18 protein-coding genes and 2 pseudogenes are annotated in these 26,257 nt (G+C 60.8%); 4 read left to right on the forward strand and 16 right to left on the reverse strand.

The window, feature by feature from the left end; translation table 11 throughout:
• Positions 1 to 116: 116 nt before the first annotated feature.
• From GGQ88_RS18850 to GGQ88_RS18925, 16 genes and pseudogenes are all read right to left on the reverse strand, one after another.
• Positions 117 to 2,357, reverse strand: a pseudogene (locus GGQ88_RS18850) (strawberry notch-like NTP hydrolase domain-containing protein); the annotation flags it as partial.
• A gap of 47 nt (positions 2,358 to 2,404) precedes the next feature.
• Complete coding sequence (locus tag GGQ88_RS18855; RefSeq protein WP_183615022.1) at positions 2,405 to 2,620, reverse strand: DUF6117 family protein; 216 nt, start codon at positions 2,618 to 2,620, stop codon at positions 2,405 to 2,407.
• A gap of 65 nt (positions 2,621 to 2,685) precedes the next feature.
• Positions 2,686 to 4,791, reverse strand: a complete 2,106-nt coding sequence (locus tag GGQ88_RS18860; RefSeq protein ID WP_183615023.1) for a ParB/RepB/Spo0J family partition protein — start codon at positions 4,789 to 4,791, stop codon at positions 2,686 to 2,688.
• Positions 4,792 to 4,921: 130 nt separating this feature from the next.
• The gene (locus GGQ88_RS18865) at positions 4,922 to 6,127 is read right to left on the reverse strand and encodes a DUF932 domain-containing protein (protein WP_183615024.1); all 1,206 of its coding nucleotides are present in this window, start codon (positions 6,125 to 6,127) and stop codon (positions 4,922 to 4,924) included.
• A 353-nt stretch (positions 6,128 to 6,480) separates the two neighbouring features.
• The gene (locus GGQ88_RS18870) at positions 6,481 to 6,804 is read right to left on the reverse strand and encodes a transcriptional regulator (RefSeq protein WP_183615025.1); all 324 of its coding nucleotides are present in this window, start codon (positions 6,802 to 6,804) and stop codon (positions 6,481 to 6,483) included.
• A gap of 5 nt (positions 6,805 to 6,809) precedes the next feature.
• Complete coding sequence (locus GGQ88_RS18875) at positions 6,810 to 7,148, reverse strand: type II toxin-antitoxin system RelE/ParE family toxin (protein ID WP_183615026.1); 339 nt, start codon at positions 7,146 to 7,148, stop codon at positions 6,810 to 6,812.
• Entirely contained in the window at positions 7,145 to 8,437 is a 1,293-nt protein-coding gene (locus GGQ88_RS18880; RefSeq protein ID WP_183615027.1) for a tyrosine-type recombinase/integrase, read from the reverse strand. The genes GGQ88_RS18875 and GGQ88_RS18880 overlap by 4 nt, the downstream gene beginning before the upstream one ends.
• A 336-nt stretch (positions 8,438 to 8,773) precedes the next feature.
• Positions 8,774 to 10,179 (reverse strand): annotated as a pseudogene (locus tag GGQ88_RS18885) (IS3 family transposase).
• A 493-nt stretch (positions 10,180 to 10,672) separates the two neighbouring features.
• The gene (locus tag GGQ88_RS18890; RefSeq protein WP_183615028.1) at positions 10,673 to 11,686 is read right to left on the reverse strand and encodes a GDP-mannose 4,6-dehydratase; all 1,014 of its coding nucleotides are present in this window, start codon (positions 11,684 to 11,686) and stop codon (positions 10,673 to 10,675) included.
• A 345-nt stretch (positions 11,687 to 12,031) separates the two neighbouring features.
• Entirely contained in the window at positions 12,032 to 13,633 is a 1,602-nt protein-coding gene (locus GGQ88_RS18895; protein WP_183615029.1) for a pectate lyase, read from the reverse strand.
• Between the two features lie 250 nt (positions 13,634 to 13,883).
• A complete protein-coding gene (locus tag GGQ88_RS18900; protein ID WP_183615030.1) occupies positions 13,884 to 15,446 on the reverse strand; it encodes a pectate lyase in 1,563 nt (520 codons plus the stop codon).
• A 180-nt stretch (positions 15,447 to 15,626) separates the two neighbouring features.
• Positions 15,627 to 16,931: a UDP-glucose dehydrogenase family protein gene (locus GGQ88_RS18905; RefSeq protein WP_183615031.1), complete on the reverse strand. Its 1,305-nt coding sequence runs from the start codon at positions 16,929 to 16,931 to the stop codon at positions 15,627 to 15,629.
• Between the two features lie 55 nt (positions 16,932 to 16,986).
• A complete protein-coding gene (locus GGQ88_RS18910) occupies positions 16,987 to 17,694 on the reverse strand; it encodes a LuxR C-terminal-related transcriptional regulator (protein WP_183615032.1) in 708 nt (235 codons plus the stop codon).
• 567 nt (positions 17,695 to 18,261) lie between these two features.
• On the reverse strand, positions 18,262 to 18,945 hold the full coding sequence (locus GGQ88_RS18915; protein WP_183615033.1) for a PIG-L deacetylase family protein: 684 nt from the start codon (positions 18,943 to 18,945) through the stop codon (positions 18,262 to 18,264).
• Complete coding sequence (locus tag GGQ88_RS18920) at positions 18,942 to 19,898, reverse strand: methionyl-tRNA formyltransferase (protein WP_183615034.1); 957 nt, start codon at positions 19,896 to 19,898, stop codon at positions 18,942 to 18,944. The genes GGQ88_RS18915 and GGQ88_RS18920 overlap by 4 nt, the downstream gene beginning before the upstream one ends.
• Positions 19,895 to 21,070 (reverse strand): glycosyltransferase family 4 protein, encoded by a 1,176-nt coding sequence (locus GGQ88_RS18925; RefSeq protein WP_246386343.1) that lies wholly within the window; start codon positions 21,068 to 21,070, stop codon positions 19,895 to 19,897. The genes GGQ88_RS18920 and GGQ88_RS18925 overlap by 4 nt, the downstream gene beginning before the upstream one ends.
• A gap of 517 nt (positions 21,071 to 21,587) precedes the next feature.
• Here GGQ88_RS18925 and GGQ88_RS18930 point away from each other — a divergent pair.
• From GGQ88_RS18930 to GGQ88_RS18945, 4 genes are read left to right on the forward strand one after another with little or no spacing between them, the layout of a single operon-like run.
• Positions 21,588 to 23,537, forward strand: coding sequence for a polysaccharide biosynthesis protein (locus tag GGQ88_RS18930; protein ID WP_183615035.1), 1,950 nt, complete (start codon positions 21,588 to 21,590; stop codon positions 23,535 to 23,537).
• A gap of 3 nt (positions 23,538 to 23,540) precedes the next feature.
• Entirely contained in the window at positions 23,541 to 24,752 is a 1,212-nt protein-coding gene (locus GGQ88_RS18935) for a DegT/DnrJ/EryC1/StrS family aminotransferase (RefSeq protein WP_183615036.1), read from the forward strand.
• Entirely contained in the window at positions 24,749 to 25,606 is an 858-nt protein-coding gene (locus GGQ88_RS18940; RefSeq protein WP_246386344.1) for a sulfotransferase, read from the forward strand. The genes GGQ88_RS18935 and GGQ88_RS18940 overlap by 4 nt, the downstream gene beginning before the upstream one ends.
• Positions 25,607 to 25,652: 46 nt before the next feature.
• The gene (locus tag GGQ88_RS18945; protein ID WP_183615037.1) at positions 25,653 to 26,234 is read left to right on the forward strand and encodes a polysaccharide biosynthesis/export family protein; all 582 of its coding nucleotides are present in this window, start codon (positions 25,653 to 25,655) and stop codon (positions 26,232 to 26,234) included.
• Positions 26,235 to 26,257: the final 23 nt, after the last annotated feature.

Consider the following 26,257-nt stretch of genomic DNA (forward strand, 5'->3'; position numbering starts at 1 on the left):
CGCAGCCAAAATAATGCGCAGCAACATCGCCACGCCTTACGGAAATTGCGCGCCTACGCCGCGTTCCTTCGCATTATCGCCACCTCGCGATAAGCAATCTTATGCGCAGCTGCGCATAAGATGGCAAAGGCCCCGGCATAGGCATCGTAGATGCGTATCTGTTCAGAGGTCAGTTGGTGTTCGAGCAATTCATATTCGACGCCTTCGTAGGAGAGCGAACGGGCGGCATAGAGGCCCAGGGCCTTGAGGTCGCGCGCCAGCACCTCCATCGCTGCGACCCCGCCCGCTTCGATGGCCGCGACAAAATCGGTGCGTTTGTCGAACGGGAAGTCCGCGCCGCCCCACAACCCGAGCCGCTGGGCATAGGCAAGGTTCTCGACGGTGGTTGCCCCGGTCGCGGAGACGTAGAGGATCCGGGCATCGGGCAGCGCATGTTGCAGGCGAAGCCCGGCACGCCCCTGCTGAGAGGGAGCGCAATCGCCCCGGTCTGATTTGCCGCCACCGGCATTCTGCATGGCATGGCTCTCGTCGAAGACAATGACCCCGTCAAAATCGGTCCCCAGCCAATCGACGATCTGTTGCACCCTTGAAACCCGGTTCTCGCGCGCGTCGGAGCGTAGGGTGGCATAGGTCGTAAAAAGGATGCCCTGCTCGAGCCGGATCGGTGTGCCCTGGCGGAAGCGGGCGAGCGGAGTAACGAGTAGAGGCTCCTGGCCCAAGGCCTTCCAGTCGCGCTGGGCATCTTCCAGCAGCTTATCGGACTTGGATATCCAGACCGCCCGCCTGCGGCCCTTCAGCCAGTTGTCGAGCAAAATGCCCGCAACCTGCCGACCCTTGCCCGCGCCTGTGCCGTCGCCAAGGAACCAGCCCTTGCGGAACCGGACGGCAGTATTGCAATCGTCGGGCGCAGCTTCGACCTTATCCCACGACGCATCGACAGACCAGCTGCCAGCGAGATGGTCGGCATGGGCCTCCCCCGCATAGATCACCGATTCCAGCTGGGCATCGGACAGCAATCCCTGTTCGACGAGGCCATCAGGCAAATGCGGGCGGTAGCTCGGCTTGGGCGGCGCAACCGAGGACATTGCCGCCGACTGCACGAGGCGGGTCGGATGCGGCTGGGCACCGGCAACGCGGATCGATTGCAGCGTATAGGGCTCATAGAGCGTGTCGGAGAGCTGGCCGTCGCTGGGCGACTGCCAGTCGATCACCTCGTAATCAAGCGGCACCCCTGACGGCTCATGCGCTGGAGCTGGAACCAATCGCGGCTTTGCAACTACCGTTCTGACAGCAGTGGATTTGCGGCTGGCAACCAGCGGTTGGATTGCCGGTGCCGTGATGGATTGACGCGGCGGCAAGTTGGCGATCAGCCAGCGCAGCAAGGTCACGAGATCGGGAGCCGTGCCCGCCGATACAGGAAACTGCTTGGGATCGTCCGCAGGAACCTTGTCGATCACCGTCAACCGGGTCTCGACCGCAGTGCCGTGTGGTGCAAACACGCTGCCAGCGATCGTCGCGGTGAACACGACGCGCGACCTTTCCTGCAGCCGGATGAAACCATCGCGCCACGCCTTTTGATCGGGCGCGCAGTTCGCGCCGGTGATCGCAACAAGCCGCCCGCCAACGCCAAGCCGCGCGACCGCCGATGACAGATGCCGGAAGGCTGCGTCGGTAACGCGGGTCTCGACATGAAGCGCGGCCGAGAACGGCGGGTTCATGACGATGCAACTTGGCACCAGGTCCGCATCGAGCCGGTCATGGATCTGCGCGGCATCATGCATCGACACGCGCGATTCTTCGAACAGGCTGCCAAGCAGCGCTGCGCGTACTTCAGCGACTTCGTTCAAGGCCAGCCTGCATCCGGCCAATTCGGCCTGCACCGCTAGCAGCCCCGTGCCTGCCGATGGCTCGAGCACAAGCTCGCCCGGGTGGAAGTCTGCCGCAAACCCGACCACCCATGCGAGGCCCAGCGGGGTTGAGAATTGCTGGTACGCCGCCATTTCCTCGCTGCGGCGGGTCTGGGTCGGGGCGAGCCGGGCAATCCGTTCGACAAGCTTCAGCCGTTCGAACGCATCTGCGGTCCTGGCATGAATCGCCGGACCGTATCGACGCATGAACAGCAGCTGGGCTACCTCGACCGCTTCGTAGGCGGTCTTCCAGTCCCAGCCACCGCTCGCATCACTTGCGCCAAAGGCGGATTGCATTGCAGTGCGAAGGGCAGGCGCATCGATCCGGTGCCCGGCGGCAAGATGGCCGAGCAGGTCATGGGCTGCGGCAATGATCGAGGCAGCAGTCTGCTGCGGACAAGCGGCGGCAAGCGGGCGCGGGGAAGCACCCGCCAAAGGCGAGTTGGTCATGGGACTGTTCCTTTGATTTTGAAGGATTGAGTGGTCGGGCCCAGCGATCAGGCGGGAGGGATATAGGCTTCGTAAGGGTTGCCCGAAGCGAGATGGCCAAACGGCGTCATCACGAAGTCATCAGCGTCGCGGCCGACAGCGCACAGGACATAACGGATCTCGCCGCTGGCAACTTCGGTGCATTCCATCAGCGCGAGATCGCCAGCTCTGGCCGCCTTCATCAGCGTTTCAAAATTGGCGCGGGCATAGTCGGGAATAGCCATGGGCTGGCTCCTTCACATGTCGGGAATGGGGCGCGGGACGATTTGAGCCGTCCCGCGCGAGAGCGTCATTCGGCAGCGATCGCGTGGAGGTAGTCAGCCTCAGGTTGTTCGGCATCGCCATCTTCGGAACTGCCATCGCCAGCGAGGAAATCGGGAAGCTCGCCCAAGTCCTCTTCTACCGGTTCTACAACCGGCAGCCGCAGCGGTTCGGGCAGCCAACCGGTGCCTTCGAGCAGCCGTTCGGCCTCGCGGGCCATGTCGCCCTTCTTCAGGTGCTCGATCAGCACGGCGGTGGCATCCCCCTTGGCTTCGCGCACGGCCTCGATGATCCGGGGCTTGGTCACGCGGCCAAGGTAATTGTCCACCGTCGGCGTCCAGCCCGCTTCGGCCATATCGAGCCCGACTACATTCGCCAGTGCATCAGCGGCGGCAATCCGCTGGGCGATGCCATGGGCGGAAATTCGGCCATCATAGCCCTTTGCTGGTTCGACCAGCGCATTGACCCCTTGGCTGACACAATGAGCCAGCAGTGCCATTTGCTCTTCGTGCGTCAGTGCGACCAGCGCATCCCACAGCGCAGCCGACTCGTCGGGCAGCCGCTCAGACCACTGATCGTGCCGTTGCTGTATCGACACGCTCCAGACGCTTTCGCGCAAGGCGGGGGCGACATTGCCGAGCCAGGCCTGAGTAACCCCGATCTGGACGCAGCCCTGATCCCCATGAGTGCGGAACACCGACAGGCACAGTGCATGCAGCAGCGCGATGAAGGCTGATTGCGGGTCGCCCGCGAGCGCGTCGCGCAGCGCGACGGTCCGTACCGCGGTCAGCTCGGAGACGAGCCGGTCGGGGAGCGGACGGATGACATCGTCCTCATCTTCTGCCGGTTGCTCATGCTGAACCTGACCGCCAACGGTAACGGACGGACCGGATGTGGGACTGGCCACGCCTGCATCGACCTGCCCATCGTCGCCCTGGCCAACGGGCTCGTCCTCCGGACGCACATAGCCGCGGTCGATCCGCAACCGTCCATCGTGGGCAAGCGAGACGAACACACCAGCGCGCGCTTGTTCGTGCCTATCATAGACCAGCGGGCGGCAGTTCAGCTCCGTGAGTTCGGCATCGATCTCGGTCAGCCGAGCATCGACATCGGCGGGCAGGTCACAGCCATCGCGATATTCCTCGCCGATGCGATCACACTCGTCGACTAGGGAGTCGCGCCGCGCCTGTTCCTCATCGGTCAGCGGAACGGTCGTGCCAGTGATCCGGCGTGTGCCGCGTTCACAGCCGAAGGGCAGGTCGACGGCAGCCTCGACCCATTTCCAGCCTTCGGCGCCGATCTCCTGTGCCACTTCGGACAGTTTCTCGCTCACGAGCAGTTCGACCAGTGCCGGATCCTGCAACCAGCCATCCTCGTCAGTCGAGAACAAGTCGCGCATCACGTAACCGCCAGCCTCGGTATAAGCGTCGAGCCCGATGAACCGGACACGCCGGTCGTTTGCGGCAATCGCATCCTCGGTCAGCAGGCGGCGGATGTGGTAAGCGGAAACGTGTTGGCCCTGGCCCACCTGCTCCCAGACTTGTTCCTGACGCGCATGGTTGTCGGTGACCGAGAAGGCCATGAGTTGCTCGAGCGACATGCCATCCTCGCCATAGACCTCGAGCAGGGTGGGTGAGACCGCGGCAAGCCGCAGCCGCTGCCGGACGGTTTGCCCTGAGACGAAGAAGCGCGCTGCGATGTCTTCCTCCGACAGACCCGCCTCGATCAGCGCGCTGAAGGCGCGGAACTGGTCGAGCGGGTGAAGGGCGACGCGCATGACGTTCTCGGCAAGCGAATCCTCCTCGGCGATGCCTGCCTCGCGCACCACACAAGGCACCGGCTGATCCTTCGCCATCCGCTTCGACTTCACCAGCAGTTCCAGCGCGCGGAAGCGGCGACCTCCGGCGGGCACCTCGAACAAGCCGGTCGCGTTGCCGTCGACATCCACCATCGCGCGGACGTTGAGGCTCTGGAGCAGGGTGCGGCGATAGATGTCGTCAGCCAGATCCTCGATCGAAAGGCCCGCCTTTACGCGCCGGACATTCTTCTGGCTCAGCAAAAGCTGGGAAAAGGGGATGTCGCGCGAGGAACTGAGCACGAGCTTGGGCAGCGACTTGGTTTGGGACTTGGTCATGGGTTTTCTCCATGACGGGCCGCCGGGAGCCTCTCTCTCGGCTTCGACCCGTCACGAAGCGAAGCGCCGCCCTCTCACTTTAGGAGAAGGCAGCGCCGCGCTGGAGCAAATGTCCGGGACCGAGCGGGACTCAGTGGACCCGGTCGAGCAGCCTTTTCGCCTTGCCCTCCATATCGAGGCGGGCATCCTGGTGCGCCTTGTCGCGCGCCAGCGCGGTGATGCCTTGCACGAAGTCGAAGATCGATTCAGGGGGACGGCCTTCTTCGGCAAGCACCGTTTCGATGATCCTGCCGGTTTCGGCCTTTGAAAAGCCGCGGCTCCGCAGAAACTCACTGCGATCTTCATCGGTGCGGGCAACGATTCGCTCACGCGCCGCCTTGATGCCGTTGATGAAAGGCTGGGGCGAGGAGTTCGCGAAACCCTCCAGAGCCGGTGCGGCTTCATGGGCAAAGCGGTTCGCCGCATACTTGCTGTGGCGAATGCTGATCTCCTCGAAGTCCTCCACGCCCCACAGGTTCCGGTTCTGGCAGACGGCGCGCAGGTAGAAGCTCGCCATGCCCAGCGTCTTGGCCCCGACCTCGGAGTTCCAGCAGTAGAATCCGCGAAAGTAGAGATCTGGCGACCCGTCGGGCAATCGGCCTGCTTCGATCGGGTTAAGATCGTCGACCAGGAAGAGGAACACGTCCCGATCCGAGGCATAGAGCGTGGTCGTGTCGCGGGTGATATCGACGCGCGGATTGTAGACGCCGGTCGACCAGTCGAGCACGCCGGGCACCTTCCAGCGTGTGTCGCCCGTTCCATTGCCGGCGATCTTCTGTACCGCCTCGACGAGTTCGTGATCGTAGATCCGGCCATAGTCGGGGCCGGTCACGGCGCGCAGTTCCAGGCGGCCCCCGGAATTGCCATCTTCGGTCTCGAGCGTCTTGATCTGCTCGGCACGATGCGAAGTCAGCCCATACTGCAGATTGATCGCCGCCAAGGGCGCCGGAAGTTGCCGCAGATAGGCCGCAGGCGCACCAACCTGGCTCGCCAACTGGCCGAAGCTCCAGTGGGTCGGCGTAACCGGCGCATCGGCGCCGGGCAGGATCAGCGCCAAGCGCTCGGGATCGTTGCGGTTCGCCTCGACGTGGATCAGCGCGCTCTCGACAACGCGTGTCCGGCTGCGTTCCGACCGACCGCGCACCGAACGCGCCAGATCACCCAGCGAGAGAAACCGCTCGTCGTCGGGGCGCGAGAACCACTCGGATGACACCCGACCAATCCTCTGCCCGCGGGAAACATCGACTTTGTATCCGCCGCCGACGTCGCGGCGCGCATCCAGAACCTGCATATTCATGGGAAGATCTCCATGACGGGCGGCCGGGAGCCTCTCTCTCGACCCTCATCCCGTCACGGAGAAACCCGCCATCCTCTCACTCTCATCTGCTCAGGCGGCAAGTTGCTCGAGCGACCAGCGAGATTGCCAAAACAAAAGACAGCTCGCTGACACTAGGCGGTGTCGCCGACCTACTCCTGCTGGGGAAAAGCGGGATTTGTCGGCTTGTCTCGCCTGCGCGTGGATCCACGGCCGCCGGTTCAGAGTGCGTGCGGGGCCGTTTTAGTGAAATGCCACGCCCTCAGGGACAGAAATAATTTTCCAAATTGATTTCAACTACTTATCTGAAATTAAAATAATCGAGTGGGTGGGTATCATGCCGCCTCTACCGCATGGGCTTCGAAAGCCACCCCAAGGCGTTTGCGCACTGCGCCGAAAATCGCAGCAAGGTTGTCCATGCTGGGATTGCCCTTTTCCGAAAGCATGCGGTGCAAGCTCTTGCTCGGCCGGTTTGTTTCAGCGGCGAGACCCTCGAACCCGACCGAGGCATTGACCAGATCGCGGAGGATCAGGCGGGCGACGTGAGGTTCGCCATTTAGGAAAGCCGTCGCGGCTTCGTCGAGCATGGCCTTGGCAAAGGCAGGCTCACGCGTGGCGCGTTCCTTCACCGTTTCCTTGAAATCACGTGTCAACGCCACCTTGCCTAGCTCCTTGCCTTCTTCGCCTTGACCTTGCGGCCCTTGTACTCGTCGAGCAAAGCCCCCGCCTGCTTGATATCTGACTGCTGCCTCTTCTTAGTCCCACCTACGAAGAGGATCACCAGTTGATCCCCGTCCTGCGTCACATAGAGCCGATATCCCGGCCCCCAGTCGATCCGATACTCGCCAAGCCCGCCGCCAATCCATTTGACGTTCGACAGGTTACCGAGTTCCATGCGGACGATGGCAGTTGCCACCTTTGCCGCAGCCTGAACATCGAGATGATCGAACCAGCCCCGGAACGGGCAGGAGCCGTCCTCGCGAACATACTCCTCGACAATCATACCGCACCGCCATTGGTAACATATTCGTTACCGACATTCAATCCCCCAGGAGTCGATGTCACCCCTCGTTCGAGCAGTTCCGCCAACCGCGTATCCCAAGCTTCCAAGGCAGCCCGCTTTTGGGGTTCATACTTGTAGCGGTTGTAAACACCGGCAATGCCCGCTCGCGTTCCGCTGATATGATTGAGAACGGCCTCGGTGACTTCGATCGGAATGCCAAGCGCCTGCAGGTTGGTCGCCCCGGTTCGGCGAAGGTCATGCAGGCGCCAGTCGTCGATCTTGATGCTTTCGGGATCGCCGCCTTTGTCCTTGTGGCGGCGCTTCATCACCTTCAACATCCTTTCGTCGAGAATGCGCTTCGCTCTCGAATAGCCCGAAACAGCCGTGGCGCCGGTCGTGCTGAACACAAAACCGCGCGCCTTGGGGTAAAGTGCCTCGAGTTCTGCCACCGCCATATCGGTAAGGGGGACGATATGCGCTTCGTCATTTTTCGCGCGCGCGGCGGGCAGCGTCCAGGTTCTGCCTTCGAGGTCGATCTCCGACCAGTCCATTTCAGCCACCTCCCCTCGCCGCTGCATCGTCAGGAGGAGAAGCCGGACAAATGGTCCCCATGGCCAGCACGCCTGCCCGGTGGCTTGCCAAAGACAGATCAATTCCTCCTGCCCCAGCACACGTCGGCGCGACGGACAGGCTTTGGGGGCCTTCATCCCTGCAAGCGGAGATATCTCGATATCTTCCCGGTCGACAGCCCAATTGAACAACTTGCGCAGCAGCGAGTGGATAACCTTGCGGCTGCCGGGACGATCGGCATAATCGTCCATCAGCTTGACCATGTCAGCGCGTTTGAGCGCCGTCAGCGGCTTCCTACCCCATCGCGGTTTTAGAACATTTTCAAGAATACGCTGCTGCTCGGGCCATGTGTCAGGCCAATTGGATTGCAGGTAGAGGTCAACGAATTGGTCGCAATAGGCAGAGAAGTTGAGCACTTTCTCCCGGCGTCGCGCGGCGCGGGCTTGCTCAACCGGATCCACTCCCTGCCGCACGAGCATGAGCAGGCGCTCGGCTTCCTTGCGCGCCGTCTGCGTCGTCCATGGGCTACCGTGAATGCCGATGGTCGTACGCCGCGCGGGGCCGCCGTTGGTCCGGTATTGCAAAACATAGGATTTGATGCCCTTAGGGGTGACCCTGAGCCCGAACCCTTTAAGGCTGCTATCCCAGGTATAGACATCGCGGTCAGAGCGTGGTTTTGCTGCCTCAATGGTACGAATTGTGATCGACTGGTTTGCCATGTTTCCAAGGTTCCACGTAATCGCCACGTAATCATTTGCGGGAAAACCGTGGCGTAGCGAAAGGTAATCCACGGAGGATTTATTCCAACCGTTTCAAGACCTTGGTCGTAGTTTTGGCTACACTGGCGCAGCATTGGAAAGGCTGCAAACGGCAGTTTGTAATCAGGGGGCCAGGGGTTCGAATCCTCTAGCCGGCACCATACTTCTCAAGCACTTAGCGACGATTTTACTCCCTTAAGGGGAGCGTGTCGAGAGCCATGTGTGTCCGTCGTCAGAACGTTCGGCACAGATCGCGGCGTAAATTAGCGGAGTGCGGGCCTCGTCTGGGGGTTGATGTTAGGCGGCGAGCTTGCGGTGCTGCAAGCGCCGATACTCGATGGTCTGTCGCTTGATCCTTTCGCGCTGTTTGATGATGGCTGGTGCCCTGCCGAAGTAGACGTCTGCTGGCGTCACGTTGTTCAGGCTCTCGTGGTAACGGTGATGGTTGTAGTGCTCGACGAACGCCTCGATCTGAGCTTCGAGGTCGCCGGGCAGGAAGTAGTTCTCCAGCAGGATGCGGTTCTTCAGGGTCTGGTGCCAGCGTTCGATCTTGCCTTGGGTTTGGGGGTGCATCGGGGCACCGCGGACATGGCTCATCTTCCGGGCCTCGATGTATTCCGCCAGTTCGCCGGCGATATAGCTGGGACTGTTATCGCTGAGCAGTCTGGGCTTGTGCAGTACCGTGGCACTGTCGCAGCCCGAGGCCTTGAGGGCGAGGTCCAGCGTGTCAGTCACGTCCTCGGCTCGCATGTTGGTGCACAGCTTCCAGGCGATGATGTAGCGTGAGAAGTCGTCGAGCACGGTCGACAGGTACATCCAGCCCCATCCGATAATCTTGAAGTAAGTAAAATCGGTCTGCCACATCTCATTCGGCCGGGTGGTCTTGGTGTGGAACTGATCGGCGGCCTTGATCACGACATAGGCCGGGCTGGTGATCAGATCATGAGCCTTCAGCAGGCGGTAAACCGTGGATTCTGACACGAAGTAGCGCTTCTCGTCGGTGAAGCGCACCGCCAGTTCGCGAGGGCTCAGATCGGTCTCCTCCAGCGCCAGTTCCACGATCTGGTCCTGGATATCGTTGCCGATGCGGTTCCACACTCGGCTCGGCGCCGATGGACGATCCGCCAGCGCCTCCGGCCCGCCTTCAAGGTAGCGATCATACCAGCGGTAGAACGTCCGGCGGGCGATGCCGAGCTTGTCCAACGTGTGCTTGGCGGGCAGGTGCGACTGCTCGACGATCCGGATGATCTCGAGCTTTTCGGAGGCGGGATACCTCATTCGTCGTCACCCCCATCCGCGATCATGCTTTTTTTCAGCCAGCGGTTTTCGATCGTCAGGTCGGCCACGCATTCTTTCAGGGCACGGGCTTCGCGGCGCAGATCCTGCACCTCGCCGGTGGTCGCGGCACGGGCAGTGTCGCCCGCCAGGCGGCGCATGCCATGTCGCCGGTCCAATGATCCCCCGGATCATCGGCTGCGGCTCCATTCCATGAACTCCTTCGACCAGGTGTAGTACAGGCTCTGGGCGATGCCTTCCTTGCGGCACAGCTCGGCAATGCTGTCATCCCCGCGAAGGCCTTCGAGCACGATGCGGATCTTGTCCTCGGCAGAGAAGTGCCGCCGGGTCTGCCACCGGATATCCTTCACCACCTGCTCCGCAGGGGCCTTCGACGGCGATTTTGAATAGGAGGATTTGGGCTTCATCTTCGTTCCTTCGTCACTGCGACGAAGCCCAAATCCTCCTTAAATCACAACCTCAAATCTGTGCCATTGGTGCTGACGGCGGACACGTCGCCTTAGTTAAACTCTGCGGACTTTCCGGCATCTGCAGCCCTATTCGCCAAGCCGCCTTTAAAAGGGAAAAGTCAGTTTGGCACCGCGGGTGGGATCCAAAACCGCGTTTTGATGGTTTGATTTTACGCACTTTTTTGCAAGCAGGTGGAGGTCATGCCCCTTCCGCTGCCCAATAAATTCTTGCGAGCATATCTACACCGAAATCGGTAGCACAGGAGGGAACATTAGGACACATCTAAGCGGATGATCTACGTGCTTATCACTGACTCGATGCGTGCAGTTAACCCCCAATGGTTACCCCCTGAGGAGGACTTTTCAACACGGTGATTTATTGGTTCAACCTAAGCCCGCACAGTTCCGGGTAAGTGTTCGCTTTGCTGAATGCCCTTCAAGTTCGATGCATCTAATTCTGCCATCGGCGGCCACCGTAATGCTTCGTGTACCATCTGACGAAGTTGGGGATGCCGACGTCGATGCTCGTCGTCGGTTTGTAGCCCAGATCGCTTGAGATCGCGTCGATATCGGCGAAGGACTGGCGGACGTCACCCGGTTGCATCGGCATCAGGTTCATCTCTGCCTTGCGGCCGAGTTCGGACTCCAGAATGCCGATGACCTTCATCAGGTGTTCGGATTTGTGGTTGCCGATGTTGTAGAGGCGGTGGGGCTTTTCGCTGCCGCCGGCTTTCACCGCGCCATCATCGGGCGGCGGGTTGTCGAGGCAGGCCATGACGCCTGAGACGATATCGTCGATATAGGTGAAATCGCGGTACATGTCGCCGTGGTTGAACACCTGGATCGGCTCGCCCGCGAGGATCGCCTTGGTGAACAGCCACATCATCATGTCCGGGCGGCCCCACGGACCGTAGACGGTGAAGAAGCGCAAGCCGGTCAGCGGCAGGCGATAGAGGTGGGCATACGTCTCGCTCATCAGCTCGTCCGCCTTCTTGGTGGCGGCATAGAGCGACATCGGGTGATCGACGCGATCGTCGACCGAGAACGGCATCTTGGTGTTGCCGCCATAGACCGATGAGGATGAGGCGTAGACCATGTGCTCTGCCCCGCGATGGCGCGCGACTTCGAGCAGGTTGAGGTGGCCGACGAGGTTCGACTGGACGTAGGCGTGCGGATTTTCGATCGAGTAGCGCACGCCTGCCTGCGCGCCCAGATGCACGATACGTTCGAACTGCTTGCCTTCGAGCGCGGCAGTGAGAGCAGGGTAATCGGCGAAATCGGTGCGCAGGAAGGTGAACTGGCCCTTGCCCTGTTCGACCAAGCGCGAGAGGCGAGCTTCCTTGAGTGCGGGGTCGTAATACGGGTTGACGATGTCGACGCCGATGACCTCGTCGCCCCGCGCGAGCAGGCGGGTGATCAGGGAGTAGCCGATGAAGCCGGCGGCTCCGGTAACGAGGACGCGCATGGGCAGATTTACCTTCGATTATTGTTCACTCCGCCGCCGGCAGAGCCCGGGTGATCTGGGTCGGGCGATGCTCAATTCGATCCGTCTCCCCCACCTACGCAGAGGGCACGAGATGTGACCATGGTAGCGACCAGTGTCTTGCAGACTTTCAATCGACAGGCCAGAGACCCAAAATTGCAACCCTTTTTGAACGCCCTTGGCACAAATTCCCCTGCGATTATCTGCAAGAGATCATCCCAAACGACAGCCTGTGGCGAAACCGGCTATCATGCTATTGGCTGATCCTGTGAAAAGTGCCGGGAAGCGCTGCCCGCACTTCCCGGCACCATCGCCAGATCGGAATTGTCAGGCTACGGCGATACCGCAGTTAACCGGCGGTATGGCGCCCTGGCCTGCCCCCACCCGGTTGATCAGATTGCCCGATGCGTCCTGATCGCCCGCCAGTTCGTTGAGGAACTCCTCAAGATTGGTGTAGCCATCGCCATCACCGTCGGTATTCGGGTCAGTCCACTTGCGTATGGATTCCCAGTTATCGGCCATGCCATCCCCATCGGCATCGACATAAGCCGTGCCACTGGCGAGCGTCGGCCAGCCGCCGACTTGGCTGGGGCTGTCGATGATCTTGCCGCGACAGGCGAGAAAATCTGCGACAACGCGCTGATCAGAGGAATCGCGCGGCAATGCGCCACCGCTTGCCAGCACGTCCCGAACCCCCTGTTCGGCTGACGTATAGCGCTGGACCGAAAGGGCTCCGATGACGCTGCTCGACAGATAGCTCCAGTCGGCTGGATCGAAAAACAAGCGCTCGTCGAATGATGTGCTGCGCCTGCGGCCGTCGATGTTACCTGCCATGAAGAACTTCGCGTAGCCCGGGTTGGTCGAATAGGCGACGTCGTAGTTGCCACCGAAAATCGCGCTCCCGCGGAGCGAGTTTGGCCCCATCGATACCCAGTTGCCAACAATATTGGCTTGCCGGTAGTTGCCGCTTCCCGAACTCAACTGCTTCTGCAGCATCGAGAAGTACTGGTGTGCCTTCTGGCCCATGTTGTAGGTGACGACATTGACCAGATCGGCGCGGGCGCCCACGCCCAGGTTGGGCATGCGGTCCGTGCCGTGCGCGATCAGGGTGTGATGCACGGTGATGTCGCTGCCCTCGACGAACATGCCCTTGGAGTGCTCGCCCGAAGGATGCGTCGATTTGCTCAGGCCTTCGTAGACCATCGACCACTGGACGGTGATCTTGCTCGACGCCTTGGTCGAATTGAACGGTTCGTCGGTTGCCCATGACAAGCTGACATGATCGAGGATCGTGTTCTGCGCACCTGAATCGATGGTGATTGCATCGGTCGTGTCCTGCTTGGTGCCCGAAGTCGGCCCTGGCCTGATGCGGACGTGGCGGATGATAACGTCCGGCACCTTGAGGAACAGCGGCGATCCGGTGAGGTTCGACGGCGCGTTGCGGATGGCGATACCACCGCCGGGCGCGGTCTGGCCGGCCACGGTGAGATTGCCGGCGGACGGCTTGATCTGGCTGAGCAGTTCGATCGTACCGGCGACGCGGAACACGCAAGTACGCGCGCCAGTCGCCATCATACAGGCGCGGAGCGAACCCGTGCCCGAGTCGGCCAACGTGGTCACCGCAATCGCCCGGCCGCCCCTGCCCCCGGTCGCCGCAGCGCCGAAGCCCTCCGCCGTCGGGAACGCGCGTTGGCGTCCATCGGGCAACCTGGCCGGGTTGTAGCTCGCCGGTGTCGGCGACGTGGGAGATGTGGAGGGGGGTGGCGTTGGTGTCGGCGTCGGTGTTGGGGTGGGACTTGGTGACGGTGTCGGCAAGATCACCGTCCCCGATCCTGAACCTTTTTTACCCGTATCACCCAGTGCAAGGACCTGCGTTACCAAAACGACACCCAAGCCGGTGCCGACGAAAATCTTCGTTTGAATGTTCATGTGCTACCCGTTCCCCCTATGGTGGGGCTATTTTTGTTAATGAGATATGAGGTTGGTTTTATCAGGAATGGTTAATTCGAGTTCTCCCCGAACAGGAAAATTGTTGTTACTTTAAAATCACATGGAATTATTTCTGCTCTTACTCCGGCAATTTAACGGCGCTTGCCTCAACAAAACGGAGACTGTCATCCACATTTTTTGATGCGACTGCGAAACCGGCAGCGGCAAATTTGGCGCGGAACCGGGGTGATCATGCAACCACAAATCCGCAGTTCACCGGGGGTGCTGAAACCGCCCCCGCGCCCACCCTCTCGATTAGGTTACCTGCCGCATCCTGATCACCGGCGAGTTCGTTCAAAAACTCCTCGAGGTTCGTAAAACCATCACCATCGCGGTCGGCGTTGGGGTCGTTCGCTTGATTGGTGGATTCCCAGGCATCCTCCATACCGTCGCTATCTGCGTCGGTGTAAGGGGTGCCGAACGCCAGCGACGGCCAGCCGCCGATCTGCGACGGATCATCGATGATCGCACCGCGACACGCACCGAAATCGGTGACGACGCGCTGGTCCGAGCTGTCACGTGGAAATGCTCCGGCGAAGGAAAGAACGTCCCGAACAGCCTGCTGGGCGCTGCTGAACAATTCGACCGAAAGGGTCTGGATCGGTCCTGCAGTCACGTACTTCCAGTCCTGAGGTTCAAGAAAAAGGCGTTCGTCGACGAGAAGGGTCCGCCTGCGTCCATCGATGTTGCCTGACAGGTAGAGCGCGGCATGCCCGGGGTAGGTCGAATTGGTTTCGTCATAGTCGGCCCCATAGATCGGGGTTCCGCGCGCAGAGCTTGGCCCCATCGACACCCAGTTGCCGACCGCGTTCACCTCCCGCGTGAGGCCACTCGTCGTTGCCCCCTGCTTCTGCAGCATCGAGAAGTACTGGTGTGCCTTCTGGCCCATGTTGTAGGTGACGACATTGACCAGATCGGCGCGGGCTCCCACGCCCAGATTGGGCATGCGATCGGTGCCATGCGCGATCAGCGTGTGATGCACGGTGATGTCGCTGCCCTCGACGAACATGCCCTTGGAGTGCTCGCCCGAAGGATGCGTCGATTTGCTCAGGCCTTCGTAGACCATCGACCACTGGACGGTAATCTTGCTCGACGCCTTGGTCGAATTGAACGGCTCGTCGGTTGCCCAAGACAGGCTGACATGATCGAGGATCGTGTTCTGCGCACCTGAATCGATGGTGATTGCATCGGTCGTGTCCTGCTTGGTGCCCGAAGTGGGCCCAGGCCGGATGCGGACATGACGGATGATCACGTCGGGCACCTTGAGAAACAGCGGTGACCCGGTGAGGTTCGACGGCGCGTTGCGGATGGCAATGCCGCCGCCGGGTGCGGTCTGCCCGGCCACGGTAAGATTGCCTGCGGTCGGCTTGATCTGGCTGAGCAGCTCGATCGTGCCAGCGACGCGGAACACGCACGTGCGTGCGCCGGTTGCCATCATGCAGGCGCGGAGCGAACCCGTGCCCGAGTCGGCCAACGTGGTCACCGCAATCGCCCGACCGCCCCTGCCGCCTGTCGCCGCAGCACCGAAGCCCTCTGCCGTCGGAAACGCACGCTGGCGTCCATCTGGCAACCTGGCCGGATTGTAGTTCGCCGGTACCGGCGACGTGGGAGAGGCGGTGGGGGTTGGCGTTGGTGTCGGCGTCGGTGATGGGGTGCTAGCAGGCAGCGTGGTGGAACTCGCTTCAGACTCTCCGCCACCACAGCTCGCGAGCAAAACCGCGCTGACCAGCAATGCCGGGAAGGGAAAGCGCATTGCGCAAGCGAGCGGAACTGCGCTCGCCGAATGACGGGAGTGAAGCACCTTGAGCGACCTTGGAGCAAATATGGACGCTCGATATGCAATCGAATGTTGCCTGCACAGCGGCAAGCGTCGAAACGTGCCCGGCAAGGGCGGAGCTGCAATCGATGATCAGAGCCAGTGAGGCCGCAACGCTCAAGCTCGCCCGACGCTGACGTAGCTGAATCCGGCAGCGCGCACTTCGTCCGGACGATAGACGTTACGCAGATCGACGATCACCGGCGTGCGCAAAAGCCCACCGATCCGGGCGAGATCGATGGCCCGGAATTCATCCCACTCAGTCACCAGGACCATGGCATCCGCACCGGAAACGGCCTCGTAGGGCCCTGAAACCATCTCGACCCCCGGCATCAGCGCAGCCGCCATATCCATTCCTTCGGGATCGAAAGCCACCACCGACGCGCCGGCGTCCTGGAGCGCCTGGCTGATCGCGATCGCCGGCGAATCGCGCATGTCGTCGGTGTTCGGCTTGAAGGTGAGGCCAAGCAGGGCAACCCGTTTGTCGTGCGCATCGCCGCCAAGGGCCTCAACCACTTTGCGGCCCATCGCGCGCTTGCGCGTATCGTTGACCCTCGCGACCGATTCGACGATCCGCATCGGACTGTCATAATCCTCGGCGGTCTTGAGCAGAGCCAGCGTATCCTTGGGAAAGCAACTGCCGCCATAGCCAGGGCCGGCGTGGAGAAACTTTGCGCCAATGCGATTGTCGAGCCCCATACCCCGGGCAACGTCCTGAACATCGCCGCCGACCTTTTCGCAAAGATCCGCGATCTCGTTGATGAACGTGATCTTGGTCGCAAGAAAGGCATTGGCGGCGTATTTGATCAGTTCAGCGCTGCGGCGGCTGGTGAAAAGGATTGGCGCGCGATTGAGAAACAGCGGTCGATAGACCTCGCTCATCACGTCCCGCGCCCAATCGTCCTGCGCTCCGATGACGATGCGATCCGGTCGCTTGAAGTCTCCGATCGCTGCGCCTTCGCGCAGGAACTCGGGGTTCGATACGACGGCGAACTGCGCGGCCGTGCCGGACAAGCGTATGATGCGCTCGACTTCATCGCCTGTTCCCACCGGCACTGTCGATTTGGTAACGATGACCGACCGATCCGTGAGGCACGACGCAATTTCCGAGCTTGCAGCAAATACGTACGAAAGATCGGCGTGGCCGTCCCCTCGCCGCGAGGGAGTGCCCACCGCTACGAAGATCGCCTCGGCACCTTGAACCGCGTCAGCCAAGTCGGACGAAAACGACAGGCGCCCCGCCGCAACATTGGTCCGCACCAACTCGGCAAGGCCCGGCTCATATATCGGCATGATCGCGCTGCGCAGCTTGTCGATTTTTTCGACATCCTTGTCGACGCAAACTACGTCATGACCAAAGTCTGCAAAGCATGCGCCAGAAACCAGCCCGACGTAGCCGGCTCCGATCATAGCAATTTTCATACTGTAAATCCCGAATGACTGAGCGCTTGCGACTAGCCGGCAACGACGCCCGCCATCAGGCACTCAATCTCGCGCCGGAGGACGCTTCTGGGCTGAAGCTGGGCCGACCGAAATCGACACCATTATTGACCGCCCAGATCGCAGCCTGCGTCCGGTTCCGTACCCCCAGCTTGCGCAGGATAGACTTGACGTGGACCTTGATCGTGGCCTCGCTCACGTCGAGGTGGTTTGCGATTACCTTGTTCGGGTTGCCCCCGAGAAGGTAACGCATAGTCTCCAGCTCCCGCTCCGACAGGAGTTCAGAAAGGTCCGCGCTCTTCGCCAGGTACATCTGGTTGCTCAGCAGGCTTTCCGACAGTTGATTGGCAAGCTGGCTGGGCATGACGTTCTCGCCCATCGCCACCAGCCGCAGCGAAGTAACCAAGGAGTCACAACCGAGCCGCTTGACGATGTAGCCATGGGCGCCGGCATTGAAGACCGTGACCATCAGTTCGTAGATAAATGTATCGACCAGAACGACGATCTTGGAGTTGGGAAAGACGGCAGCGATGGCAGCAATCTCTTCCTCGACATCTTCAGGTACGTTGTGATCGAACACAACGAGCTGCGGCGAAATCAGGCCAGCTGAACCGTTCAGATCGGCCAGACGGGCGATCGACCCGAGAACTTCGAACTCGCCTTCTTCAAGTATGCGACGCAGACCTTCGCGGCCAAGCGTATTTTGTCCAACCAGGACTATGGAAAACGTGTCGTGTACGCTCATGACGATCCCCTGAGTTAACGAAGGCGCATAACGACCTGATTTTCATATTTTTTTTACGCCATTACTGAGTAACGTAAGCTTATTCAGTGCTCAAGATTGCCGAGTCCTTTAATTTAATTTAGCCTGTCCATTCGCAGCCTTGCCCTGAAGCAAAATCCAGAACAGATTTATGCTGCATTTACATATATATATCGAATTTTGTCCCAAACTAAATTGGTAAATATACTTATGTGTAATGGAATCTTCGAAATCGCTAGCGTTTGGCCAATCGGAATCCCCGCTACTTGCCCACCACGCTCTTTCGCTTGAGCTGGAAGAAGGGCTCGCAAGTGGAAGTCGATCGTCAGAAACCCATCAAGCTTATGATTTTAAAGTGTCTTTTTGATTATTAAAAGCGAGGTTGATACGACCTGGCGGCTCGCTGGTCCTAAATGTCGAGTCTGCGTGATCAAACCTTGCACTGGTTTTGCGCTACTACTTTTGACTGAGGTCAAAATGTTGCTGCAATTGCCGAAACCTTGTGCCGGGGCGGGACAAATACGGCAACTTTGAGAAACGTCGTTTGTGTCAGTCGATCTGGCGGATCAGCATAAAGCCCTCTGCTGCCTCGCGAAAGACGGCTGCCCCCCTGATTCGGGCAAGGGACTCGATCGCAAGCAGCGAGCGTTCATCCGGGAATGGCTTGATCTGGCTCTCGAATGCCCGGAAGGCATCAAGTTTTCGATGAAGCGTAGCCGAGATGTCGATGAACACGTTGGGTACGAAAGCCGGCGTTATGCCCGGTGCATACCAATTGGTTTCAGACAGCGTTTCGTAGGCATAGATCCGACTCGGCGCATCAAGGCGGCGGGGCCTTGCCGCGACCATTGCGCTCGTGAAGACAAGCTGATGATCAAGATGAATGTCACCCACGAACGGCACGAACACGGTTGAAGGCTTCACATCGTCGATCAATTCGGCAAATCGCGCGTTGAGATCGGACGCAGGCAATGTGTCGAGGGCGGCTGCGGGCAGATCGAGGTGGCGCAGCTCTGTGGTCCCGATAATCGAGTGCGCGGCCCTGGCTTCTTGCGCAACCCGTTCCACGACGGATTTCGCAAACGCTGGCTCCAGTCCGGTGGTCATGATCGCGGCAATCACATCTACTCCGGCATCGACTAGCCTCGCCATCGTGCCGCCGCAGCCGAGAATTTCATCATCGGGATGAGGCGCGATGACCAGAGTCCTGCCGAGATGGCGAAGGTCGCTCATGCCGACGCGCTCGCGCCTGTGCCAAGGATCGCGTGAAGCGGAATTCCACCGTCGCCCTCAAGCTCGTACTCGTCGATGCGCAGAAGTCCTTCGCCAGTCTGTACGGTGCATGCCTCGCCGTCAAAGACGACGACCTGCCCGGGCAAGGCATGGTAGCATCTCGGCACGGCCAAGAGCGAACTGCCCCACACCGTCAGGCGCCGTCCTGCGAGCGACGTGAACGCACCTGGGTACGGCCGTGTGGTGGCTCTGACGAGCCTATCGATCGCGGCTGCCGACAGCTTCCAGTCGATTGCGCCATCGGCCATCGTTCGCCTTGCAGCATAGGTGGCGCAACGTTCGTCCTGCTCCCGAAACGAATGCGCGCCCGCGGCGATGGCGGTTAGTGCCTCATCCATCATCGCTCTCAGCACCGCCATGTGCCTTGCATAAAGCGTCGAGGCCGTTTCATCCGGCGCGACGTGAAAGAAATGCTGTGCAAGCAATGCGCCGCTGTCGACCCCTTCATCGATCCAAAACAATGTGCCGGCCGTGATCTTTTCGTCCAGCAATATCGTCCAAGGGATGACCGCCCTGCCCCGTAAGCGGGGAATAGCGGCCGGATGATACCCGACAACGCGTCCGGGCGCGATTGCGCAGAAGTCCGTACCGCAGATCTGGGACCAGCCGATCACGAAGATGATGTCTGGACGGGCAGTTCGAATGGCATCAAGCGACACGCTGCTGTTGACCTGACGGGTCTGATGGATTGGAACGCCCGCTGCTGCCGCGATCTGCGAAACATCGACATAGTCTGAGTGGCGCGCAGACGCTTCGGGTGGCAAGGTGACGACGAGCGCGACCGTCCACCCCGAACGGAGCAGCGCTTCAAGCGCGACACGCGTACTCTCTACTGCGCCGACCAGTATGGCGCGAGGCGGTGATGCGGATGTTTTCGAAGCGCATTCAGTCATGCTGCGTCCGTGAGATGGCGCAGCCCCGGTTGGTCAGCCTGCGCGCCCGAGCGAAGCAAACCCATGCTGGCAAGCAGGATGCGGTTCACCAGCCTCACATCATAACGATCGACAGCCGTTTCGCGTGCACGGCGAGACATCTGCGCGAGGTCGCCCTTGTTCTCGATCAGGCGGCACATCGCATCAGCGAGTGCGACAGGTGAGCGGGGCGGTATGAGCAGGCCGTTGACACCAGGCTCGATCGGATCGCGGCAGCCGGGCATATCGGTAGTAATGACCGGTCGCCCCGCCGCCAAAGCCTCGAGAATGGTCCTCGGCAGCCCCTCGCGGTAATAGGAGGGCAACACGAATACACTGCAGGCTGCCAGATGAGGCCGGACATCGCGGGTTTCGGGCAGAAACTCGACCGGATATCTTGCAGCAAGCATAGCTACCTCGTCGGCATCGATGCCGGTCCGGTTATCCGGTTCGATCCGGCCGAGGATCTGAAAGCGCACTTGCGGATGACGCGCCGCAACCAGTTCGGCGGCCTTGACGAAATCATGGACGCCCTTGTCGCGCATCAGCCGACTGATCATCAGAAAGGTGACTACTGTTGAGGCGCTCGCCTCTGCGGTAAAGTACCGAGTGTCGACGCCGGATCCGGGGACCTGAAGCACGACATGGTCCTCGCCAATGATCCCGGCCGCGATCATGTCTGCGCGATCGTCCTTGTTAAAGACAAACACCTTGCGTGACCGGCGAAGGCCTGCGCGGTACAGGCGGACGAACAACCGTTTGACCAGCGCCTGCCCGCGAGCTTCGTCACTGAACAGGTAGCCCAGCCCCGACATCAGCGCAAAAAAGCCCGCCCTGGCGTATATGCGTGCGGCGATGCCTCCGTAAATGATCGGCTTCTGGGTGTAGGCCAGCACGATGTCGGGCCGTTCAGCGCGCATCAGTCGCAGATAACACAGCATTGTCCACGCATCGCGAACAGGGTTTGTGCCGGTCCTGCTCATGGGTACATGCCTCAGCGGGATCTGGCTTTTGCCAAGCTGGTCTGCGACCTCGGCATCCCGATCTGGCGCGACTGCGACGACCTCGTGCCCCTGCTTCCGCATTTCGGCCAACAATTCTCCACGGAAGTTCACCAGCGAGTACGCCAGGCTCGAGAGAACCAGTATTTTCAAGACGTGCTCCCTGGCAGGCCGATGCCGGCGAAATTCAGGCTCGAATGAGACAGGACAGCGCGATCAGGGCAACCGCGCATCGGACTACTATGCCTTTGTGCAGCCGAAGGGCCCTTCCGGGGACAAGCCGGAACGACAGCGCCACAGGTCTAATCCCTGCGAGTAAAGGGCTTGCCGAAAGCGGGAATGCCAAGCCGCCAAGGCAATTCAGTCTATAGCATCATTGCGCAAATGCAGAGCTCGGCAGCCCGGCGTAACTACCCTGCAGCAAGCAGCAGCACTGCGAGAAGCACCGTCGCCTAGCAAGCGGGTGGAGCCATTCCTGTTCGAGGGCGTGAGCATGACCAACACCAACCTGGAGTCTATGCCGGTACTGTCGGAACAGTCACCGGCTTCAGACGAAACATCGATAGAGCCACGCCACAGCAGGGTCCTGATCGGGTATCTGGCTGGGTTGAAACAACACGTTCAACTGCCAGGATGGCGCAGGTCGCTGCGAACGACCAGCGTGATATCATTGGACTACCTTTCGATCGCGCTACCACTGGGGTTGCTTGTCAACAGTGCGGCCGTAGGCGTCGGCGGAACTCTGGCAGCGCCGAGTTACGTCTTCCTGTTTTCGCTGATCACGACCGCATGCTTCATCGCGACAGGGCTTTACCGTCAAAACTGGCGGTTCGTATCGCTGGCCGATTGCAGCACGCTGCTTCTGACGGTTTCGAGTGCGCTCTGCGTCGCTTGGGTCATCACACTCGGCATCCCGGAACTTCGCCGCCTTGGAATGGCTCTCGTTCCGCTGGCTTTCACGCACTTTTGCATCGCGACAACATTCATGTTGGGCATGCGCATGCTTCGCCGCTCCGCACGGGAGTTCCGCCTGCGCTGGATCGGCGATCCCGCTTCGTCAGAAGAGTGCACCAGTCGGCGGCTGATCCTGATCGGCGAGCCCGAATGGGCGGTATCGGTGATTCAGCTGACGCATGCCAACAAGAGCATGCACCGGAACACGCCGACGACCGTGATGGGCGTGCTGCTGACGCGCCCCGAAGAGACAATAACCGGACTTTGCGGCGTGCCGGTTCTGGGCAGCCATACGCAGCTGGCCCGCTCGCTCGAGCTACTGTCCGGCAAGGGCCAGTCACCCGATAGCGTCGTGGTCTGCGATGATGGCGTGAACCTCAGCGAGAAAGACCTGCTGCAGGTAATGCGGCAGGTCCGCGAACTTGGCCTCGAACTGGTGCGGATCGACGATCCGTGGACGAAACTGCTCGCGCGACAGTCCGCAGTCGACTTCGACAGCCTGCCGATCACCGACCTGCTCGGACGCAGCGAGATCAATCTGACCGGCGATGCGGTGAGCCGCCAGGTCTGCGGGCAAAGCGTGCTGGTGACAGGCGCCGGTGGAACGATCGGTGGTGAACTGGTCCGGCAATTGGCCGCCTTCCGCCCCTCCCGGCTGGTGCTGGTCGATCACTGCGAATTCAACCTGTATTCCGTGGAAATGCTGCTGCGCGAGGCGCATCCCGAGCTCGTTATCGTTCCGGAACTGTGCAACATCCGCGATGCGAGCGAAGTCCGCCACGTCTTTGCGCGGCATAATCCGGTCATCGTCTACCATGCCGCCGCGCTCAAGCATGTGCCGATGGTCGAGGCCAACCCGTGCGGCGGTGCACACACCAATATCCTCGGCACCAAGAACATCGCAGACGCGGTCTGCGAATTCGGGGTGCGCGCTATGGTCCAGGTGTCCACCGACAAAGCGGTCAACCCGATCGGCCTGATGGGCGCAACCAAGCGGGTGGGCGAGCTTTACTGCCAGTCACTCGACTTCTGCGGGACCGATGATCCCGATTCTCCGCGCTTTATGACGGTCCGGTTTGGCAATGTGCTGGGATCGAGCGGATCGGTGGTTCCGCTGTTCAAGCGCCAACTGCTCGAGGGTCGCCCGCTGACGATCACGCATCCCGACATCGAACGCTTTTTCATGAGCGTCGGCGAAGCGGTTCACCTGATCCTGCAGAGCAGTTCGCACGCGCTTGAGGAAAACGCGACGCGCGGCAGCATTTTCGTTCTCGACATGGGTGCGCCGGTCAAGATCATCGACTTGGCCCGCCGCATGATCCGCCTGTTCGGGCTGGAACCCGATGTCGACGTGCCGATCCAGGTCGTCGGCCTGCGCCCGGGCGAGAAGCTGTACGAGGAACTGTTCGACAGCTGCGAGGAGGAAGTGCAATCAGGCATCGTCGGGCTGCATGAAGCGAGGTCGCGGCCGATCCCGTTGCCGCTGATCACGCGGGCGATCGACCAGCTGGCCACTGCCGTGCGCGACAGTAATCAGGCCGACGTGCTCCAGATCACGCACACCTTGGTCAAGCTGCCGAGCAGCGGCGTCGACATGACCAGCCTCTATGAGAAATCGCCCAACACCTGGCGCGTGTCTGGTCCCAAACTTGTGGCGGAGGCCTGAGCAATGGCAGATCGAGAAACTGCACTCCATGCAGGCATTGTCCCCATCGCACCTGTCGCATCGCGCTGGCCCGAATATGGCGAGGACGAGGTCGCCGCGGTGACGAGGGTGCTTGAAAGTGGTCGGGTCAACGCTTTGGTCCACGGCGAAGAAAACCGCGCATTCGAACGGGAATTTGCCGAGTTCGTCGGCATGCCGTTTGCGATTGCCGTAGCGAACGGCACAGTGTCGCTGGAAATGGGTCTTCGCGCACTGGGCGTGGGACCGGGCGACGAGGTCATCGTGCCCGCGCGCAGTTTCTTCGCGACCGCGAGTTGCGTGGTGGCCGCAGGTGCGCAACCCGTCTTCGCCGACGTCCAGTTGCACAGCCAGAACATCGATCCGGTCTCGGTCGCGCGGATGATCTCATCGCGAACACGCGCAGTTCTCTGCGTGCATCTTGCCGGTCGACCATGCGAAATGGACGCGCTGCTGACCCTTTGCAGCACGAACGGCATCGCGCTGATCGAGGACTGTGCGCAGGCCCATGGCGCGACGTATCGCGGCAAAAAGGTCGGCTCGTTCGGCGATTGTGCGTCGTTTTCGTTCTGCACCGACAAAATCATGTCGACCGGTGGCGAAGGCGGCATGGTGCTATTCCGCAAAGAGGCTGCGTGGGAACGGGCAATGGCCTACAAGGACCACGGCAAGAACCCGGCAAAGCTACGATCGCCGACGATCGTCGCCCCCGGCGAGTTCCGCTATACCCACGACAGTTTCGGCAGCAATTTCCGGCTGACCGAGATGCAGGCGGCGATCGGTCGGGTACAATTGCGAAAGCTGCCCGACTGGATAAAGCAGCGTCAGGCGAACGCTACACGTCTGCAAGGTCTGCTTGCCGGCTTGCCGGGGATCGTGGTGGACGCCGTGAAAGGCTGCCTGGCACCATCGTGGTACAAATTCTACGTGCGGGTCGATACGGCGAAATTGCCAGCCGGGATGAGACGCGGCGACCTGCTTGCCGGATTGATGCGGTTGGGCATCCAGTGCGGCAGTGGCGCATGTCCCGACATGAGCCGCGAAGCCGCGTTTTCCAATTGCGAGCCCAAGCGCGATGGCGATCTCGAGCGCGCGCGGGAGCTTGGCAGCACGACAATCATGTTGCCGATCGATCACCTGCTGGACGATCGCGATATGGATAACATCGCCGCAGCGTTTCGCGAGGTACTGTCATGACTTTCCACAACATGCCTAACGTCCAGCCGCAATTCATCGTCATCGGTGCCATCAAGGCGGCGACGACCTGGATCCAGAAGCAGTTGCAGACACACCCCGGCATATTCATGCCTGACGTCGAACCGCACTACTTCAGCAGCGAATACCACCGGGGCCCGACCTATTACGAAGGGCTGTTCCGCCTCGCCCCCGCCGGGGTCGTGCTTGGCGAAAAATCGGCCGACTATCTGGCCCATCCGCTCGCAGCCGAGCGGATCGCGCGAGCGTATCCGGATGTCAAACTTCTGGTGCAGCTTCGCAATCCGGTCGACCGGGCGTACTCCGACTACAAGATGCTCTATCGACGCGGCACCGTGCGCGAAGGGCCAGAGCATTACCTGAAGGCGCGAAACAGCTCGCAGCCAAGACTGCTCGCCGGCGGACGCTACGCCGAACATCTGTCTCGCTGGATGAAGCTGTTCCCTGCGGCAAACATGCTGACGTTCCTGTTCGAGGACGTACGCCAGCGACCGCAGGAAACATTGGATCTGGTCTGCCGCCACATTGGCGTCCAACCGCAGGAAATCAGGGCGCAGGCCCGCCGCGAGAACGACAGCACCGAGCAGTTCCTTCCGCTCTCGGTGCGTAAGGCGCTTGCCCCGTTAAAAGGCGCTTTTGCGCCATTGCGCGGGCAGCGATGGTTCGAAGCGACACGGGGCCTGATGACGCGCCAGGTGAGTTACCCACCGATGTCGCTCGCGCTCAGGGCAGAGATCGAACGGTACTACGCCGACGATATCGACAAGCTTGAGGAGCTTCTGGGCCGCGATCTCGGTCAGTGGCGGCACCGCAACCTGAGCAGCAACGCGGCATGACCGCGAGGCTTTGCCTCCAACCCAAGCGAACAGGGGAACGGGACTGATGAACAGGATACTCCTCAATGCCTGCACGGCTCTTGTGGCGACCTGCGCCACTTTCGCGCTGCACGGCTGCGCCAGTGGGCTGGGCAAACTCGATCCGCTTCAGGCACAGGCGGAAATTCCCGAGTACCGGGTCGATGCCGGCGACAAGCTGCGGATCGTGGTTCAGGACATGAAGGACCTCAGCTCGGACTACATCGTCGATGGAACTGGGTCGGTTGCCATGCCGCTGATCAAGAACGTAAACCTGCGAAACCGTACGCTGCGCGAAGCCGAGCTTGAAATCGAGCACATCCTCCAAGCCGACAAGGTACTTAAAAACCCCAAAGTCAGCATCCAGCCGCTCGACTTGCGACCGCTTTTCGTCATGGGTGAGGTCAATCGGCCCGGCGAGTACGTGTTCCGCCATGGCATGACTGTGTTCGCGGCCGTGTCGGCGGCGGGAGGCTACACGTACCGAGCGAATACGGGCCGTGTCGCGATCACGCGAAGCATCAATGGCGCGCCGGTTACCGGCACTGCGTCGGATGACACCCCGGTAATGCCAGGCGATCGCATCAAGGTGGTCGAGCGGTGGTTCTGAGCGCGACGCGCCGCAGGGGCTTC

Origin of the sequence: Novosphingobium hassiacum (assembly GCF_014196055.1) — a bacterium.
GTDB classification, from domain to species: domain Bacteria; phylum Pseudomonadota; class Alphaproteobacteria; order Sphingomonadales; family Sphingomonadaceae; genus Novosphingobium; species Novosphingobium hassiacum.

Coding starts and splice junctions, on each gene's coding strand:
- GGQ88_RS18855 (WP_183615022.1), bottom strand. CDS start 2,620: ATGGCTATTCCCGACTATGCCCGCGCCAATTTTGAAACGCTGATGAAG.
- GGQ88_RS18860 (WP_183615023.1), bottom strand. CDS start 4,791: ATGACCAAGTCCCAAACCAAGTCGCTGCCCAAGCTCGTGCTCAGTTCC.
- GGQ88_RS18865 (WP_183615024.1), bottom strand. CDS start 6,127: ATGAATATGCAGGTTCTGGATGCGCGCCGCGACGTCGGCGGCGGATAC.
- GGQ88_RS18875 (WP_183615026.1), bottom strand. CDS start 7,148: ATGATTGTCGAGGAGTATGTTCGCGAGGACGGCTCCTGCCCGTTCCGG.
- GGQ88_RS18880 (WP_183615027.1), bottom strand. CDS start 8,437: ATGGCAAACCAGTCGATCACAATTCGTACCATTGAGGCAGCAAAACCA.
- GGQ88_RS18890 (WP_183615028.1), bottom strand. CDS start 11,686: ATGCGCGTCCTCGTTACCGGAGCCGCCGGCTTCATCGGCTACTCCCTG.
- GGQ88_RS18895 (WP_183615029.1), bottom strand. CDS start 13,633: ATGAACATTCAAACGAAGATTTTCGTCGGCACCGGCTTGGGTGTCGTT.
- GGQ88_RS18900 (WP_183615030.1), bottom strand. CDS start 15,446: ATGCGCTTTCCCTTCCCGGCATTGCTGGTCAGCGCGGTTTTGCTCGCG.
- GGQ88_RS18905 (WP_183615031.1), bottom strand. CDS start 16,931: ATGAAAATTGCTATGATCGGAGCCGGCTACGTCGGGCTGGTTTCTGGC.
- GGQ88_RS18910 (WP_183615032.1), bottom strand. CDS start 17,694: ATGAGCGTACACGACACGTTTTCCATAGTCCTGGTTGGACAAAATACG.
- GGQ88_RS18915 (WP_183615033.1), bottom strand. CDS start 18,945: ATGAGCGACCTTCGCCATCTCGGCAGGACTCTGGTCATCGCGCCTCAT.
- GGQ88_RS18920 (WP_183615034.1), bottom strand. CDS start 19,898: ATGACTGAATGCGCTTCGAAAACATCCGCATCACCGCCTCGCGCCATA.
- GGQ88_RS18935 (WP_183615036.1), top strand. CDS start 23,541: ATGGCAGATCGAGAAACTGCACTCCATGCAGGCATTGTCCCCATCGCA.
- GGQ88_RS18940 (WP_246386344.1), top strand. CDS start 24,749: ATGACTTTCCACAACATGCCTAACGTCCAGCCGCAATTCATCGTCATC.
- GGQ88_RS18945 (WP_183615037.1), top strand. CDS start 25,653: ATGAACAGGATACTCCTCAATGCCTGCACGGCTCTTGTGGCGACCTGC.